Source organism: Mesorhizobium sp. WSM4814 (assembly GCF_055811595.1).
Map to the genome: position 1 here is coordinate 187,423 of NZ_JBVVQT010000001.1, position 16,597 is coordinate 204,019.

Genomic DNA, 16,597 nt, shown 5'->3' on the forward strand with positions numbered 1-16,597 from the left:
GCTGGTTTCGGTCCTTTGTTGGCTGGCTTGGTGCGGGCTGCCACTTGGCATCACTGCAGGAAGGCCGGCACCGTGAGCCCCAGCCGGACGGCTGCATCGGCGAGGTTTCTGGCCGTGCCCTTCGCCAGCGGAATGCCGTTGGCGGTGCGCTCCCGCCCGGTTTGGAAGCCGCGTTCGCCGGGTAGTTTGACGCCATCGGAGCTGACCGCCGGATCGAGCGCATGGATCGCGCCGGCGAGGCTTTCCACCGAGGCGAGAAAGGACGAGCTGTCGCCGAAGGCCGCCGGATTGATGGCAAGCACAAGGCCATTGAAGCCGCCGTTCTTCTCGCCGCGCAGGAACGGCGCGATGACGGCGTTGCCCACCAGCACGCTCGACAGAATTTCAATCATCAGCGACAGACCGGATCCCTTCGGCCCGGCCATCGGCAGTATGGCTGCCACTTCATGCGGATCCTGCGTTTCGACGCCGTTGGCATCGATGGCCCAGCCTCGGGGGATCGGTTTGCCTGAATCCTTGGCCGCCATGATCTTGCCGAACGCGACGGCGGCAGTCGACATGTCGAGCACGATCGGATCGGCGCCGCCAGGCCGCGGAATGGCGATCGACAGCGGATTGGTCGACAGCGCCTCGCCCTTTGCGCCGAAATAGCTCATGAGCGGTCTCGATGCGGTCATGGCGATGCCGATGAGCCCGCGTTCGGCCAATTTGGTGGTGAAATAGCCGATCGCGCCGGCATGGGATACATCGCGGGCGCCGCACCAGCCGATGCCGAACGCTTCCGCCAGATCGGCGGCTTTGCCTGCCGCGTGCATCATGGCGACCGCGCCCGGCCCCTTTCCGTAGTCGAAGACGCAGGTCGCCCCGAACTCCCGGATCAGCGTCGGCTGTTGACCGGCGCACACGACAGCGGTCTCGATCATCTCGATGTAGCGCGGGATCCTGAGAACACCGTGCGAATCCGCGCCACGCAGATTGGCCCACACCAGCAGCCGCGCGGTTTGTGACGCCTCGTCCGGCGTATAGCCGGCAGCATTGAGCAGCGCGGTCGCAAAATCGGTCAGTTCGTTTTCCTGGGCGACGGGCATGCCGAATGTCTCCTTGTCTGGCCGCATCGACCTCAAACTGTCGGCGTTGCCGGGAAGAATTTGTCGAGCCAGCCCTTGAGCATCATCTTGGTGCGCGGCGCGTCCTCCGGTGCGAGCGGGAAGTGGGCGGTGCCCGAAATCAGCATCAGCTCGGCCGGCTGCCCGGCCTTCTCGAACAGGCGGATGGACTGCTCGGTCGGCGTGATGATGTCGTCGGCGGTGTGGAAGAACAGGGCAGGCCGGGGCGCTATGTTGGCAACCACGTCCTCCGCCCTGAAGTTCATCATGCTCCATGCCGTCTCGGTCGGGATTTCCATGATCGCCTTGGGCGACAGATTCTTGCGCAATTTTTCCGGGATCGGCACGGCGTCGAACCGCGAGATCCACAGGCTCTCGCCCGTCGCGCGCTTGTGCTCGCGGCCTTTCTCGAGCAGGCCCATGAAGCGCTCCCAGGCCTCCGGCGTGGGGTGCTGGCCGCGGAACTTCCGCTCGCCGTGACCCCAGCCGCATGAGGAGATGACGCAGGCGAACCGCTCGTCGACGCCTGCTGTATAGACCGAAACCGCGGCGCCGAAGCTGTGGCCGGTGATGCCGATCCGCTTCGGGTCGATCTCGGGGCGCCCGGCAAGGAAGGTCAGCGCGTTCTTTGCGTCGGCGACCTGATCGAAGCAGCGCACCTGGGCGCGCTCGCCCTCGCTCTCGCCGCAGCAGCGGAAGTCGAAGCGCAGCGCGGCATAGCCGAACGTCTCCATCATCTCCGCCTGGATCTGGGCGTGCGACTCGTCCTTGGAACCGACGAAGCCGTGGCAGACGATGAATGCCGGCAGCTTCTGTCCGGGACGGTGGCTGTCGGGAATGTGCAGAACCGCCGACAGTTTCAGGCCGTCGGATTCGAACGTCAGTTTTTCCTGCATAAACTATCTCCTATCCGTAGCAGCGCCCCGAGCTGCTTCGCCTTGCTTGCCTGTGTGGTCTGCCGCCGAGCCCTGCGGATCAGTCGATCCCGGCGAATGGAAAATGGTGCTCGCGCCATTCCTGGGGGGCGGGAGAACCCCAGACATTCATCTGGCGAACGTTTCCCGGGCGCTCCAAATTGGTGATGACGTTGGGTACGAAGTGGGCGTCGTCGGCGACCATGTGCATGGCGCCGGAGCACTCGACCATCGCGCCGCTGGCATCGAGGTAATAGGCGTAGGTGTTGTCGCCCGGGCGATGGCGGCCCGGCCCCCAAAGGACCTGGCGGTCGAACCCGTCGAGAATGTCGCCAAGCCGGCAATAGTCGCTGAAGTGGCTGAATTCGAAAGAGTAGTGGTGAAGCCCGACCGGACCCTTCACCAGACCCAGAATGTGGTGCTGGCGGTTGCCGCCATGCATCCAGCTCAAAGCCTCGTTGACCATGCGCTCGGTGAGCCGCATGCCGCAGATTTCGGAGAGCTGCTGCCTCGTGGCGACCGGGTCGGGCGTGATGAGATTGATGTGGTCGAGCCGCCGCGGCTTGATGCCGTTGGTCGGGTAGCGCGGATTGTACATGTCGTCGCGCGCCGGGGTGTGTATCTCGAAGCGCAGACCGTCCGGCGTCGCGAAGGTGATGCCGGCATCGCAGCACGCCAGGCTGGGTTCGCGCGAGAGGATCCGGCAGCCGGCGCCGTCGACACGCGAGGCGGCTTCCGCGACAGCCTCCTCAGTCAGCGCTTCGAGCCCGATCGTGTGGCAGGAATTCTCCTCGGAATGGAGAAGCACGAGTTCTGCTTCGCGGCCGTTCGAGCTCAGCCATGTCTCCCCCGCCGCCTGCTTGGTGACCCGCAGGCCGAGAATCTCCGTCGAGTCGTGGATCACGGCGTCTACGTCACGGACATTCAGCTTTATGTGACCGACCCCAAACACCAGGTGCATCACCAGTCTCCTTCCTATGGCCGCAGCGTGGTCCTGGCGATCTCCTTAGATCAAACTCGGCTCCACGGCAACAAATTTCGAAAAAAAGATATTATTACGAAATCTTAGGGCGACTGATCCGAGATCACGGTGTTTCGCAGCGTTCCAATGCCCTGGATCTCGATCTCGACCTCGTCGCCAGGGAAAAGGAATTCAGGCGGATTGCGGCTTGCGCCGAAGCCTGATGGCGTGCCTGAAACGATGACGTCGCCAGGGTCGAGCGGGGCGAATGTCGAGATGTAGGAGATTAGCCAGGGGATATCGAAGATCATCCGGTCGATCGCGATCGACTGCCTGCTCACGCCATTGACCCGGCTCTCCAGAAGGAGGCGAGCCGGGTCCGGAATCTCGCGCGTACAGACCATCCAGGGACCAAACGCGCCGCTGTGGTAGAAGTTTTTTCCGGGCGTGAACTGGCTCGAGTGCTTCTGCCAGTCGCGCACACTCCCCTCGTTGAAGCATGAATAGCCGGCGACGTACGCCATTGCTTCGCCGCGCACGATCTTGTGTGCGCGGCGGCCGATGATCACCGCCAACTCACCCTCGAAATCCAGCTTGTCGGAAACCGCCGGCTTCCGGATCGCCCCTCCATGGCCGGTCTGTGCTTGCGCGTGGCGCATGAACAGCAGCGGGAACTGCGGCGTCGGCTTGTCACCCTCGCGGAAGTTGGCGGCGACGCAGAAGATCTTGCCTGGGTTGGGAATCGGCGGCAGCAGGCTGACCTCAGCCAGCGGCAAGGCTTCGAGATCGCGTTCATCGGGCGTGAGGTCGGGAAACCGGCTATCGAGATAGGCTTTGAGATCTGGCGGTGCGCCGGGAACAGAATCCAGCCGCAGGATGATTTCACCGTCAACCATTCCGTAGCCGGCACCGTTGCGTTCGACGAAAGAAGCGAATTTCAAAGGCTCACCCATTACGACGTACCTTAAAAGCAGGCACTTCCGTTTTGGAGTAAACCGGATTTTCGAAAATAGGCAAGCCCATCGTAAGAAGGCGACAAGTGGCCCGGCCTCAGGTCAATGGTCTGACCGTTGCCTGGGCGTGGTGCCGAGTCCTTGGTCATCCCCACAAAGTTACGAAAAAATATTGATATTTCGAAAAATCTATGCGATCACCGGTCTGGCCTCGGGAGGAGGCCCATGCGCGAGAGAAACTCGGCATGCGCTGGTTTGAGCGAACGGGAGGTATCGACGTGACAGCAATTCCGCAGACGATGAAGGCCGCGCGCATGCACGAGATCGGCGGTCAGCTGAGGATCGAGGAAGTGCCGGTTCCGAAGCTTGGGTCGATGGACGTGCTCGTTCGCGTCAGATCGTGCGGCATCGTGCCGAACCTCGCCAACATCCTGGCGATGTGGCCGACCTGGTTTCCCCACATGCCGCAGCCGCCGCTCCCAGCGATTTTCGGCCTCGACCCGACCGGCGAGATCGCGGCGGTCGGCAGCCAGGTCCACAGTCTGAAACCCGGCGATCGGGTCTACGTCAATCCGGGGCGCTCCTGCGGCTCTTGCCGTCATTGCCGGCGCGGCGACACGATCTCCTGCCGCCATTACGCCTTCCAGGGCTATTTCGGCTTTAGCCATGAAGCGCTCCAGACATTCGAGGACTACCCGGTCGGCGGTATTTCCGAGTACATGGCCGCGCCGGCGTCGGCGATCGTGGCTCTGCCCGACAACATGACCTTCGATCAGGCGGCGCGGCTCGGCTACATGGGCACCGGCTATTCCGCTCTGAAGAAAGCGCAGGTCGGTCCCGGTGACACGATCCTTGTCAATGGCATCTCCGGCACGCTCGGCATATCGATCGCAGTGTTCGGCCCGTCGTTCGGGGTCAAGAAGATTCTCGGCACCGGTCGCGACAGGAAGCTGCTGAAGGAGATCGAAGCGCTGGCGCCCGGCATCATCGAGACACATTCGCTTGACGACGGATCGCCCGACGAATGGGCCCGTTCCAGGACGGAGCATGGCGAGGGGGTCGACGCCTTCATCGACTGCAACGGTCCCGGCACGCCGCAAGAGCCTTTCCTGGCGGGCCTCAGGGCGCTGCGCCGCGGCGGTATCGCCGTCGACATCGGCGCCGTGATGGGTGCGGTTCCCATTGACGTGCACATGATGATGGACCGCAACCAGCGTCTTATCGGTTCGGCTTGGCTGACGACATCCGAGGGCCAGGAAATGGCCGACCTCGTCGGGATCGGCAAGGTCAGCTTCGATCTCCTGGAAACCCAGGCGACGCCCATGAGCAAGGTCAATGAGGCCATCTCGGGCATCGCCCAGCGCCATGGCGGGTTTTCGAATTTTGTGATCCATCCGTAATTGCATACGTTTGGGTATGCTGATACCGAATAGTATCCATGTTGTCTGGGAGGATCAAGACATGACCATTCGCCGCGTTGTCACCGGAAAGAACGCCGCAGGAAAATCGGTATTCATCAGCGACGGTTCCTCGCCGCGCGAGATGGCGCTCCAGCACACGCCCGGTTTGGTTTCGTCTCCGCAGTGGAAGATCGACGGGACGCCGGATCTGGCCAGACGGGACGGCGCCGACCCGATGGCGAGCGAGAGCACGATGCTCGCTTCGGTCGGAGGTTCGGTGTTCTGGATGATCACCTTTCCGCCGGACAGCGTGATGATGTCGCCCGACTGGAAGCCCGGACTGGCGGGTCCGGAGCACCTGAAGGCCGCGCCCGGCATCGCCGAACGCTTCGAGATGGACAATCCCGGCATGCACCAGACGCCGACGGTCGACTATGTCACCGTCGTCAAGGGCCGGCTTGTCCTCGAGCTTGACGACGGCAAGACCGTCGAACTGACACAGGGCGATACGGTGGTGCAGCAGGGCGCGCGCCATGCCTGGCGCAATCCCTTCGCCGAGCCGGTGACGATCTCGGTCGTGATGCTCGGAGCGACCACGGTCTAGGTGTTGTCGCTCCCGGGCGGATCGTCCATCCAGCGTGGTCTGGCTGGCAAAGTGCGCTCCGCTTGCGCGGCACCGGCTTCATCTGCCCAGGCTTACTGTCCGCCCGTCAGGCGATCATCTCGTCTTGCCGTTGGCGGTCCCCGTCGCCGAGATTCTTCTCGGCGACCTCGGCCAGGATCTGGCGGGCCCAGCGGTGCAGGCCGGAGTGGTGCGTGCGCTCGGTCCAGTACATGTCGACCTGGATGAAGACGTCCATCGGGAAGGGACGCAAAGCGAGCCTGTCCGAAAGGCGACGCGCCAGTCGATACGGAATCGTCGCCACCAATTCGGAGGCCGGTATCAGGCGTTCCAGTATGTCATGGCTGGAGACGGTGACGTCCGGCTCCAACTCGATACCCCTGGCGCGCAGCGCGGCGAAATAGAGAGCCTCCCAGCGCCCGTTATGGGTGACCGCGACATGCCGCGAGGCGCAATAGCGCTCAAGCGTCAGTGCTCCGCGCGTGAGCTCGTGCGCCGGGTCCATGACGCACGCATAGTGATCCGAAAACATCTTCCTACGGTAGTAGATGTCCCCGAGAATCGAGACCGGGCCAAGCACGATATCGCAGGTGTTCTCCTTCAACTGCTGCTTGCCGTCGACGGCGGACTCGAAAATGTGGATCGTCGCCTGCGGCGCCTCCTTCTGCGCGCGCCGCAGAAAGTCCGGAATGAGAAACATCCGCTCATGATGGTTGCAGGACACCGTCACGCTTCCTACGGCGGTGGCTGGGTCAAAACCCGACGGCGAAGAAAGCGCCGCCATCTGCTCAAGGATGCCGCGTGCCTGCTGGGCCAGCTGTTCGCCCTTATCGGTTGCCACGATCGAATTGCCCTGGCGGACAAACAGCGGATCGTTGAAGGCCTTTCGCAGCCTCTTGATGGCGTAGCTTATGGTGGACTGGTTGACGCCGAGAAGCTGGGAGGCGTCCGAAAACGAGGCGCGGTCCTGGACAGCAACAAGCGTCTGCAAGGCCGCGAAGTCCACACTGGCAAGCTCGTCGGGCAGCATTGCTATCCTCCTACATGCAAATTTTCGATGACATCTATCTAACTCATCGCATTGCTGAATACACGTGGATTTCGTACGCCGTTCCCCGACAGGAGGAAATCATGAGCGAAGCCGTGAAAGTGGTCGACGACGTTGCGTTCGAAGACCTGCTTGCCAATCCGTATCCGGTCTTCAAGCGCGTCCGCGACCTCGGGCCGGTCGTCAAGGTCGAGGCAGCCAACATCATGATGGTCACGCGCTTCGACGACATCATGGCCATCGAACGCGACCCCGAGACGTTTTCCTCCATCAACCCGCAGTCGCTGCTGAACACGGTGATCGGGCCGAACCTGATGCGCAAGGACGGCGACGATCATGCCCGCGAAAGGGCGGCGATGGATCCGAGCCTGCGGCCTGGTGTCGTCAAGCGGTGCTGGGCCGACCCCATGCGGGGCATTTGCGACGACGTTATTTCGCAGATCGAGCACAGGGGCGAGGCCGAACTTTTCGACGAACTCGCCGCGCCGATCGCGGCACGCGCACTGGCCGACATATTGGGTTTCGACGGCGTCGACTGGCGCACGATGGCACTGTGGTCGCAGTCGCTGATCGACGGTTCCGGCAACTACTCGCACAACCCGGAGATCGCCCGTAAGGCGAGGGAGGCAGCCAGCGGCGTCGAGAGCGCCGTCGACAGGATGCTTCCCCATCATCGGGACAATCCAAATCCTTCGATGCTGTCTTCGATGCTCCAGGCCGATCCTCCGCAGACGGTCGAGCAGATCTACGCCAACATTAAGGTCGCGATCGGGGGCGGGCTGAACGAGACCCGCGACTCGATCCTTACGCTGATCCTTGGCCTGCTGCAGAACCCGGATCAGCTCGCGCGCGTTCGCGCCGAGCCTTCGCTCTGGGGGCAGGCCTTCGAAGAAGCGGTGCGCTGGATCTCGCCGATCGGCATGTATCCACGCCGCTTGACCCGCGACACGGAGATCTCGGGGACGCTGGTCCGCAAGGGCGAGCAGGTCGGTCTGTGCGTCGGCGCCGCCAATCACGACGACCGCCGTTTCAGCGATCCGGAAAAATTCGACATCTTCCGGGAGAAGAAATCCCACCTTGCGTTCGGCGCCGGATCGCATTTCTGCGCCGGGACATGGGTGTCGCGCGCGCTGGTAAGCCAGATCGCCGTGCCGACGGTGTTCGAGCGGCTGCGCAATCTCAGGCTCAAGAATCCGGACCACGTCCGCATCCGGGGCTGGGTGTTTCGTGGCCCCACGCACATGCCCGTTGTCTGGGACGCTTGAGGAGAGTTTCATGCCGAAGATCAGGTTCCTCCTCGCCGACGGCGCCGAGCTCGCCGTCGAGGCCCAGAGCGGCCGCACCTTGATGGAAACCGCGCTTGAAAACGGCGTTCCGGGCATCATCGCCGAATGCAACGGCTCGGCGGCCTGCGCCACATGCCATGTCGTGCTTCCCGAGAACATCATGTCGAGGCTCGGGCCCATCAGCGAACATGAAAACGATATGCTGGACTTCGCCGAAGCACCGCGTGAACCTGGAAGCCGGTTGAGCTGCCAGATCAAGGTCAGCGACGCCCTGGATAACGTTTCCGTCCGCATTCCGGCCGCCTAGCGGTTGCGGCTGGCCATGCTCCACGACGTCGACCATCCCGCCGCCGCCATACCCGGCAACGAAAGCAGCATCGTGATCGTCGGCGCCGGACAGGCCGGCCTGTCGACGGCCGAGAAGCTGCGGGCGAACGGTTTTGTCGGGTCGCTCACCCTGATCGGGGACGAGGCCGATGCTCCCTACCAGCGTCCTCCGCTGTCCAAGGCATATCTTCTTGGCGAACTCGAGCGGGACCGGTTGAAGCTGAAAGCGGAGGACTGGTACGCAAAGAACCGGATCGCGTTGCGACTGGGAACGCGCGTCGCAGCCATCGACCGCGGTCGGCGGCGCGTATGCCTCGCCGATGGCGGCATGCTTGCCTACGACCGTCTCGTGCTCGCAACCGGAGCGACCGCCCGAAAGCTTCCGCAGGCGATTTCGCGCGGCCTTGCGGGCATCTTCACGATCCGCACGCTCGCCGACATCGATGCATTGCGGCCTGCGCTCGAAACGCGTGGCAAGCTCCTTGTCATCGGCGGTGGGTATATCGGCCTCGAGATCGCCGCCGTCGCGCGTGGGCTCGGCACGACAGTGGATGTCGTGGAAGCCACCGATCGGCCGCTCGCACGGGTGGCTTCGGCGGAAACGGCGAGGGCTGTGGAAGACCTTCACCGGTCCAGGGGCGTGACGTTCCATCTCGGCAGGGCGGTGAGCGAGTTGCTCGGCGCTGATCGCGTTACTGGCGCCAGGCTCGGCGACGGCACGATCATCGCCGCCGACGTCGTCGTGGCGGGAATCGGCGGCATGCCGCAAACGACGCTGGCTGCAGAGGCGGGTTTCGCTATCGACAACGGTATCGCTGCCGACGCGTACGGGCGCACGGGCGATCCGTTCATCTGGGCTGCCGGCGACTGCGCCAACTTCTCCTTGCCGGGAGGAGCGCTGCGGATGGAGAGCGTCGGCAACGCCATCGACAGCGCTGACCTGGTCGCCCGCAACATTATGGGCGCGCGCCAGCCCTACAAGCCGAAGCCGTGGTTCTGGTCGGATCAGTTCGATCTCAAGCTGCAGATCGCCGGCCTGTCCAGAACGGGCGATACGGTGGTTGTCAGGCAGGGGGCGGGCCCAGGACGGTCGCACTGGTACTACCGCGAGGGGCAGTTCGTCGCCGTCGATGGGCTGAATGCGCCGCGCGACTATCTGATCGGAAAGCGCCTCCTTGCCGTGTCGGCCAGCCTCGACCCTGCTCAGGTAGCGGATCCGGCGCTGGCGCTCGAGGCCCTGGCGAGCTCGAAATGAGGCCGACCTGGAGGGGTAGGGACGCACCGGCAGATTTTTAATGTTGACATTCTTATTAGTATCTGAATACTATTTGGTATTTTGGTGATGTGAGGCGGAAGCGGTTTTGGACGGCGCAGCCTCGTGCTCCGGCCAAGTCGCCTTGGGTCGGGCTTCGCTCGCCAAAATAACGAAAATATTAGATATTACGAAATTAGCTGGATCATCGGAGGATAATGGCCTAAGCAATTCGCTAGAGGATCGGGCGATCAACTCGTTCTCGCGAGCCGCGAGGCGAGAGGGAAGCGCCCACTGCAGCCAGAACTGGGAGGAATCGATGTTGCGACGCAGTTTCAATGTACTCATGCTTTCGGCGGCCTTGGCGGTCGGCACAATCGGCGCCGCCACGGCGCAGGACCCGGTCAGGATCGGCGTCAGCGCATCCAAGACCGGGCCACTTGCGGGCGGCGCGTCAGGCGTGCTTTGGCCGAACATCAAGCTGTGGGTCGAGAAAGTGAACAAGGCCGGCGGCCTCAAGGTCGGCGATCAGATGCGGCCGATCGAGATCGTCGAGTATGACGACAAGTCGTCGCCGGAAGAGGCGGTCAAGAACATTCAGCGTCTTGCCACCCAGGACCAGGTCGACCTGATCATCCCGCCATATTCGACAGGCCTCAATCTCGCGACCGCCCCGCTGATCGCGAAATATGGCTACCCGCAGATCGTCTCCACCGGCAATGCCAACGATCTCGACCAATTCGTCAAGCGTTGGCCGAACACGTTCTGGCTGCTCGGTCCGGCACAGGGCATCGCCGACGGTATCGTCGGCACGCTCAAGGATCTGCGCGACGCCGGCAAGATCGGCAATCGGGTCGCGGTGGTCAACGTCTCCGATGCCTTCGGCCTCGAAATGATCAAGACTGGCAAGCCAGCGCTCAAGCAGGCCGGTTTCGATACCGTCTACGAAAGCTCCTATCCGCTCGGCAACCAGGACGTCGCTCCCGTGATAGCAAGCGCAAAGGCGGCGAACCCCGACGCCTTCGTCGCCTACTCCTACCCGCCGGACAGCTTCGCTCTCACCGAGCAGGCGCAGTTGCAGAAGTTCGACGTCAAGGCATTCTTCGTTAGCGTCGGCGGCAATCTCGACGCCTACGGAAAGCGCTTCGGCGCCGCTGCCAACGGGGTCCTGATCATGGGCGGTGTCAATGCCAGCGATCCCGTGTTCGAGGCCTATCGCAAGGAGCACCTCGAGGTGACGGGCCAGGAAGCCGATTGGTGGGCAAGCCCGGTGGCCTATGCCAGCCTGGAGATCCTGCAACAGGCCGTCGAGCACGTCGGCAGCCTGGATAAGGAAGCGCTCAACAAGGAAATCCAGTCGGGCACCTTCAAGACCGTCATCGGCGATGTCCACTTCGACAACAACATCAACAACAACAACTGGACGGTGGGCCAGTGGAGCGATGGCGTCGTTCATGGCGTCAGGGCGACCGGGAACCTCCAGGGCGTGCAGCAGCCAGTGATCAAGCCCGTCTGGCCCAGCAACTGATCCGATCCTCCCAGGGGCCTCGGCGTCCTCGTGGCGCCAGGCCCTCACCGCGAGAATACCAATGCTCATCCTGCTGACAGGCCTGCTCCTCGGGGGCACCTATACGCTCATCGCCCTCGGGCTCACGCTGCAGTACGGCGTGGCGCGCATAATGAACCTCGCCAATGGCGAGACGCTCGTCGCCGCGTGCTTCGTCACATTCTGGCTGTATGCGGGCTACGCCATCAATCCGCTTCTTGGCCTGCTGGTGATCGGCCCCGGCGCTTTCGTCGTCAACTGGCTGATCTATGCCTGGCTGATGCAGCCTCTGGTGAAGCGGGCCAGGAACCGAGGCATGCTCGAGGTCGATTCGATCCTGGCGACTTTCGGACTGCTGTTCCTGTTCCAGGGGCTGATGCTGCAGGCCTTCGGCGGGTCCTATTTCAACTATGAGTTCCTCGCCCAGCCCTTCTCGATCATGGGCGACTCGTTCGGCCTCAACCGCGTCGTGGCCTTTGTCGCCGCGGCCGTCATCGCCGCCGCTCTCTACGTCTTCCTCTACCACACCGACCGCGGCACGGCCGTTCGAGCCGTCGCCGTCGATCCGCGCGCCGCAAGGCTCGTGGCGATCGATGTGCGCCGGACGGCGGCCTTTGCTTTTGCCCTGGGAGGCTCGATCACGGCCTGCGCCGGCACGCTGCTGTCGACCTTCTACACGTTCAACACGTCGATGGGCGTGCTGTTCACCATGAAGGCGCTGATCATCGTGATCATGGGCGGTGTCGGCGACATTCGTGGCGCGGTTCTCGCAGCCCTCGTGCTTGGCCTGACCGAGACGCTCGTCGCCAGCCTGCTGGACCCGGGGCTGACGCTGGCGGCCAACTACGCCCTTTTCATCCTCGTTCTGCTGTTCCGGCCGCAGGGCATCTTCGGAAAGCGGCCGGCGTGATGAACATTCCGCGCAATGAACTTCTGGCTGTTGGTGCCGGCCTTGGCGGCGCGGCTGTGCTGGCCTTTCTTCCCCTGGTCACCGAGGGGTTCTGGCTGTCGGTCAGCGTCAACATCATGCTCTATGCGGCGATATGCACGGCCTGGGCGATCTTTTCCGGGTCCACGCACCTGGTCTCGTTGGCGAGCGCCGCCTTCTTCGGCGTCGGGACCTATTCGGTCGCGATCTTCATCGACGTCCTGCCTTTCCCGGCGCTCATCCTCATCGCGGTCGCAGCCGGCGCCTTGCTGGCCATATTGGTCGGATTGGCGACCCTCAGGCTCTCAGGAGTCTATTTCGTGATCTTCACGCTAGGCCTTGCCGAACTCATGGGCCAGATCGTGACCTGGGTACAAACCAATTTCGGCGGCACGATCGGGTTATACGTCTTCACCGATCTCACCGAGGCGCATCTCTACTGGATGCTGCTTGCGCTGACGGTGATCGTGTTCATGACCGGGTGGCTCATCAACAGGTCCCGGCTGGGCCTGGCGTTGCGCATCATCGGCAATGACGAGGCCGTGGCGCGTCATGTCGGCGTCGACACCGCTCGCGCCAGGATCATCTTGTTCGCGGTCTCGGGGGCCTTCATTGCCGTGGCCGGCGCAATCATGGCGCCTCGTTATTCCTACATCACGCCGGACGCGGCCTTCAATCCGATGACATCGTTCCTCGTGGTCATCATGGCTCTGCTCGGCGGGACACGCCGCCTGTGGGGTCCCCTGGTCGGCGTCGTCCCTTTCACCCTGGTGATGGACTTCATCTCGGGCCACTTCCCGAACCAGACGGCGGTGATCGTCGGCATCGCTTTCCTGTCGATCGTCTATGTGCTTCCCGACGGTGTCACGGGCCAGCTGGAAAGCCTGTTCCGTCGTCGCCGTCCAACCGACCAGAGCTTGCTGGCAACGACCGTGGAGGAGGGGAGATGAGCGTTCCTTTGCTGGCCATCGACAGGGTGCGCAAGGCCTTCGGCGGCCTCGTCGCCGTCAACGATGTGAGTTTCGAGGTCGCCCAGGGTGAGCTGTTGGGACTGATCGGCCCGAACGGTTCAGGCAAGACCACGATGCTCAACCTCATATCGGGGGCGCTGTCGCCGACATCGGGCAATATTCTCCTGTCCGGACAGCCCATCGCCGGACTGGCAGCCCACAAGATCGCCCGGATTGGGGTTGCCCGGACCTTCCAGCTGGTACGCGTCCTGCCGTCCATGAGCGCGGTGGAGAACGTCGTCGCCGGCGCCGTCTTCGGGCACAACAGGCTCTGGGGCGGCGAGGCACTGACGCTTGCCCGCGAACTGCTGGCACGCGTCGGGTTGAAGGGCCGCGAGGAGATTCCCGTGGCGGCAATGACCTATATCGACCAGAAGAGAATAGAGCTCGCCCGTGCCCTTGCGAGCAACCCTCATGTCCTGCTCCTCGATGAGTGGCTCGCCGGCCTCAACCCCAGCGAACTCAGGATCGGCATGGCGCTCATCCGCGAGATCAGTGCGCAGGGCCGGACGATCATCATGGTCGAGCATGTGATGGATGCCATCCGCTCGCTTTGCCAACGCTGCGTCGTCATGAATTCCGGTACGAAGATCGCCGACGGCATCTCGGCCAGCGTCCTGGCCGACCCGGAGGTTGTCCGCGCCTATCTGGGGGACGACGACGATGCTTGAGGTGTCCAATCTCGGCGTCCGCTACGGACGCCATGTTGCGCTCGAAGGCGTTTCCGCACGCGTTTCCAAAGGCGAGATCTGCGTCATCCTGGGTGCCAACGGCGCGGGAAAGTCCAGCTTCCTCGGCGCTGTCGCCGGGCTCGTCGGGACGGAGGCCGGCACGAGGATCGTCATGAACGGCAAGGATGTCACGAAACTCGACGCCCATCTGATGGTGGAGGAGGGGATCGCGCTCGTCCCGGAAGGCCGAGGCATCTTTGGCGAACTCACCGTGGCGGAGAACCTGCGGCTTGGAAGCCATGCCAGGCGCGCAAAGCCTGACGCGGGCAAGATGCTTGATTTTGTCTACGGGCTGTTCCCCCGGCTGGCCGAACGCCGTCGCCAATTGGCGCAGACGATGTCGGGAGGGGAGCAGCAGATGGTCGCGATCGGCAGGGCGCTGATGTCGAAGCCGGACATCCTGATGCTGGACGAGCCATCGCTCGGCCTGTCGCCACTGCTGGCCAAGGAGCTGTTCAAGTCACTGGCCGCCATCGCCGCCGAAGGTTTCGGCATCCTGCTCGTCGAGCAGAACGCGCGGCTGAGCCTCAAGACCGCCGATCGCGGCTACCTGATCGAGACGGGAAGGATCGTCGGAGAGGACACGGCGCCAAACCTGCTCAAAGATCCAAAAATCATGAGTGCCTACCTCGGCGACGCCGCCGCGGCGGCAGCGCATTAGCGCAACTGCCGCACGCCAACGATCTGCTGGTGCCGCCCAATATCGGGCAACCTGATCCACCAGGGTTGCCGCGGCCGCGGCGGATGCCATAGATGGCTATCATTGGCGCTTGAAATTGGTGGAGACTACATGCCGGACCCCACGAAGACGATCTCCCAGGCAAAATCCCATGGCGGGGTGCAGGGCGTCTATTCGCACCTGTCGACGAGTTGCTCCTGCGACATGTCGTTTGCCGTTTTCGTGCCTCCACAGGCCCGGGAAACGCCTTGCCCGGTGGTGTGGTATTTGTCGGGACTGACCTGCACCCATCAAAATGTCATGGACAAGGGCGAATACAGGCGCATGGCCGCCGAACTGGGGCTGATTGTCGTCTGTCCGGACACCAGTCCGCGCGGCGCCGACATCCCAGATGAGAAGGACAATTGGCAGTTTGGCTGCGGCGCCGGCTTTTATCTCGATGCGACGCAGCAGCCTTATGCCGAGAACTACCGGATGTATTCCTACATCGTCGAGGAATTGCCGGCGTTGATCGCTGCGAATTTTCCGGCAGACATGTCGCGCCAGGCCATCACGGGCCATTCGATGGGCGGACACGGCGCACTGACCATCGCCTTGAAAAACCCGGAGCGGTTCAGGAGTTGCTCGACCTTCGCGCCAATCGTGCAGCCAAGCACAGCCGGCTGGTCGAGGCCGGCCCTCGAAAAATACCTCGGCATGGATGAAGCCGCGTGGCGGATCTACGACACCACATCGCTCATTGAGGATGGGCACCGCTTTCAGGAATTTCTCGTCGACCAGGGGACATCGGACGGGTTCCTGAATGACGGGCTAAGGCCTTGGCTCCTGGAGGCGGCCTGCGCCAAGGCCAGCATTCCGCTGACACTGCGCATGCAGGATGGATACGACCATTCGTATTTCTTCATTTCGAGCTTCATGGACGACCATCTGCGCTGGCATGCTGAGAGGCTGTTGCTTGACGGCTGAGGCCAACACGCCGCCCTGGCCGGTATCGCGCCGCTTCGACGCGGGAGGTTTGATTATTTCGAAAATCCGCAGTAATCTCCGCGATAATTCAATGCGGAGTCGTATGCATGGGTAACAGTCTCAAGCCCGCCGGAGAGACACGCGCTGGGGATGTGTTGGCGCGCATGCGGAGCGACATCATCAGCTGTGCCTTGAAACCCGGATCCAAGCTGCGCTTCGAGACGTTGAGGGAGTTGTATGAAGTCAGCTTCTCCACTCTGCGCGAGGCCTTGTCGCGGCTGGTGGCCGAAGGCTTGGTTGTGGCGGAGGGGCAGCGTGGGTTCCTGGTCGCGCCAGTCTCGCTGTTCGATCTCAACGATCTGACGGATGTCCGCGTGCTCGTCGAACGGCAGTGCATCAAGCTGGCAATCGATCGTGGCGACGATCGCTGGGAGGCGGACATCATGGCTGCGTTCCATCGGATGGACCGCCTGCAAAGCCGGCTTGGTGCGAGCTACTATCTCTCCGACGAATGGGCCACGTTGCACAGTGCGTTCCACCTGTCGCTGGTCGCTGCATGCGGTTCGCCCAATCTGCTCGAAATCCGGCAGAAGCTCTTCGAGCGCGCCCACCGCTATCGCAGGATGTCCTCTCAGTTTCGCCCGCAATGGCGCGCAAAGGACGTCGAGCACAAGATGATCATGGACAGGGTCATCGCCCGCGACACGGCCACGGCGCAGGATCTGGTCGACCGGCATATCCGCGAGACGACCGAGAACGTCATTGCTCATGCAAGCCACCTTTTCGCGCAAGGTGGGACGGCCGATGCCTTCAGGCGTCCGGATCCCGTGGCCGCCGAGTAGGCCACGGCAAGTTTCACTTGGCGCAA

The 16,597-nt window shown here is 62.9% G+C and carries 17 protein-coding genes; 12 read left to right on the top strand and 5 right to left on the bottom strand.

Features of this window, described 5'->3' with window-relative positions:
- Window positions 1–50 precede the first annotated feature (50 nt).
- The 4 genes from AC0L2V_RS00770 to AC0L2V_RS00785 form a co-directional block, all read right to left on the bottom strand.
- Window positions 51–1,088 carry an Ldh family oxidoreductase gene (locus AC0L2V_RS00770; protein ID WP_473519157.1) on the bottom strand — a complete coding sequence of 346 codons (1,038 nt, stop codon included), beginning with the start codon at window positions 1,086–1,088 and terminating at the stop codon, window positions 51–53.
- A gap of 32 nt (window positions 1,089–1,120) precedes the next feature.
- Window positions 1,121–2,002: an alpha/beta hydrolase gene (locus tag AC0L2V_RS00775; protein WP_473508211.1), complete on the bottom strand. Its 882-nt coding sequence runs from the start codon at window positions 2,000–2,002 to the stop codon at window positions 1,121–1,123.
- Window positions 2,003–2,081: 79 nt separating this feature from the next.
- A complete protein-coding gene (locus AC0L2V_RS00780; protein ID WP_473508212.1) occupies window positions 2,082–2,981 on the bottom strand; it encodes a VOC family protein in 900 nt (299 codons plus the stop codon).
- Between the two features lie 104 nt (window positions 2,982–3,085).
- Window positions 3,086–3,934 carry a fumarylacetoacetate hydrolase family protein gene (locus AC0L2V_RS00785; protein ID WP_473519158.1) on the bottom strand — a complete coding sequence of 283 codons (849 nt, stop codon included), beginning with the start codon at window positions 3,932–3,934 and terminating at the stop codon, window positions 3,086–3,088.
- Window positions 3,935–4,179: 245 nt separating this feature from the next.
- Here AC0L2V_RS00785 and AC0L2V_RS00790 point away from each other — a divergent pair, with 245 nt between their 5' ends.
- Complete coding sequence (locus AC0L2V_RS00790; protein WP_091594912.1) at window positions 4,180–5,334, top strand: alcohol dehydrogenase catalytic domain-containing protein; 1,155 nt, start codon at window positions 4,180–4,182, stop codon at window positions 5,332–5,334.
- Window positions 5,335–5,395: 61 nt separating this feature from the next.
- A complete protein-coding gene (locus AC0L2V_RS00795; protein WP_091594910.1) occupies window positions 5,396–5,938 on the top strand; it encodes a cupin domain-containing protein in 543 nt (180 codons plus the stop codon).
- Window positions 5,939–6,044: 106 nt separating this feature from the next.
- Here AC0L2V_RS00795 and AC0L2V_RS00800 read toward each other — a convergent pair whose 3' ends face one another.
- Window positions 6,045–6,986 (bottom strand): LysR family transcriptional regulator, encoded by a 942-nt coding sequence (locus AC0L2V_RS00800; protein ID WP_091594674.1) that lies wholly within the window; start codon window positions 6,984–6,986, stop codon window positions 6,045–6,047.
- 101 nt (window positions 6,987–7,087) lie between these two features.
- Between AC0L2V_RS00800 and AC0L2V_RS00805 the strand changes: the two genes are divergently transcribed.
- The 10 genes from AC0L2V_RS00805 (at window position 7,088) to AC0L2V_RS00850 (ending at window position 16,571) form a co-directional block, all read left to right on the top strand.
- The gene (locus tag AC0L2V_RS00805; protein WP_473508215.1) at window positions 7,088–8,269 is read left to right on the top strand and encodes a cytochrome P450; all 1,182 of its coding nucleotides are present in this window, start codon (window positions 7,088–7,090) and stop codon (window positions 8,267–8,269) included.
- A 10-nt stretch (window positions 8,270–8,279) separates the two neighbouring features.
- Window positions 8,280–8,597, top strand: a complete 318-nt coding sequence (locus tag AC0L2V_RS00810; RefSeq protein WP_473508216.1) for a 2Fe-2S iron-sulfur cluster-binding protein — start codon at window positions 8,280–8,282, stop codon at window positions 8,595–8,597.
- A gap of 15 nt (window positions 8,598–8,612) precedes the next feature.
- Window positions 8,613–9,872 (top strand): NAD(P)/FAD-dependent oxidoreductase, encoded by a 1,260-nt coding sequence (locus tag AC0L2V_RS00815; RefSeq protein ID WP_473508217.1) that lies wholly within the window; start codon window positions 8,613–8,615, stop codon window positions 9,870–9,872.
- Between the two features lie 316 nt (window positions 9,873–10,188).
- Window positions 10,189–11,397: an amino acid ABC transporter substrate-binding protein gene (locus tag AC0L2V_RS00820; protein ID WP_473508218.1), complete on the top strand. Its 1,209-nt coding sequence runs from the start codon at window positions 10,189–10,191 to the stop codon at window positions 11,395–11,397.
- A gap of 61 nt (window positions 11,398–11,458) precedes the next feature.
- A complete protein-coding gene (locus AC0L2V_RS00825) occupies window positions 11,459–12,325 on the top strand; it encodes a branched-chain amino acid ABC transporter permease (protein WP_473508219.1) in 867 nt (288 codons plus the stop codon).
- Window positions 12,325–13,293, top strand: a complete 969-nt coding sequence (locus tag AC0L2V_RS00830) for a branched-chain amino acid ABC transporter permease (protein ID WP_473508220.1) — start codon at window positions 12,325–12,327, stop codon at window positions 13,291–13,293. The genes AC0L2V_RS00825 and AC0L2V_RS00830 overlap by 1 nt, the downstream gene beginning before the upstream one ends.
- Entirely contained in the window at window positions 13,290–14,024 is a 735-nt protein-coding gene (locus AC0L2V_RS00835) for an ABC transporter ATP-binding protein (RefSeq protein ID WP_473508221.1), read from the top strand. Before AC0L2V_RS00830 ends, AC0L2V_RS00835 begins: the two co-directional genes overlap by 4 nt.
- Entirely contained in the window at window positions 14,017–14,745 is a 729-nt protein-coding gene (locus AC0L2V_RS00840; protein WP_473519159.1) for an ABC transporter ATP-binding protein, read from the top strand. The genes AC0L2V_RS00835 and AC0L2V_RS00840 overlap by 8 nt, the downstream gene beginning before the upstream one ends.
- Before the next feature lie 129 nt (window positions 14,746–14,874).
- Window positions 14,875–15,729 (top strand): S-formylglutathione hydrolase, encoded by an 855-nt coding sequence (gene fghA, locus AC0L2V_RS00845; RefSeq protein WP_473519160.1) that lies wholly within the window; start codon window positions 14,875–14,877, stop codon window positions 15,727–15,729.
- Window positions 15,730–15,836: 107 nt separating this feature from the next.
- Window positions 15,837–16,571: an FCD domain-containing protein gene (locus AC0L2V_RS00850; protein ID WP_473508224.1), complete on the top strand. Its 735-nt coding sequence runs from the start codon at window positions 15,837–15,839 to the stop codon at window positions 16,569–16,571.
- The last annotated feature ends 26 nt before the right edge of the window (window positions 16,572–16,597 follow it).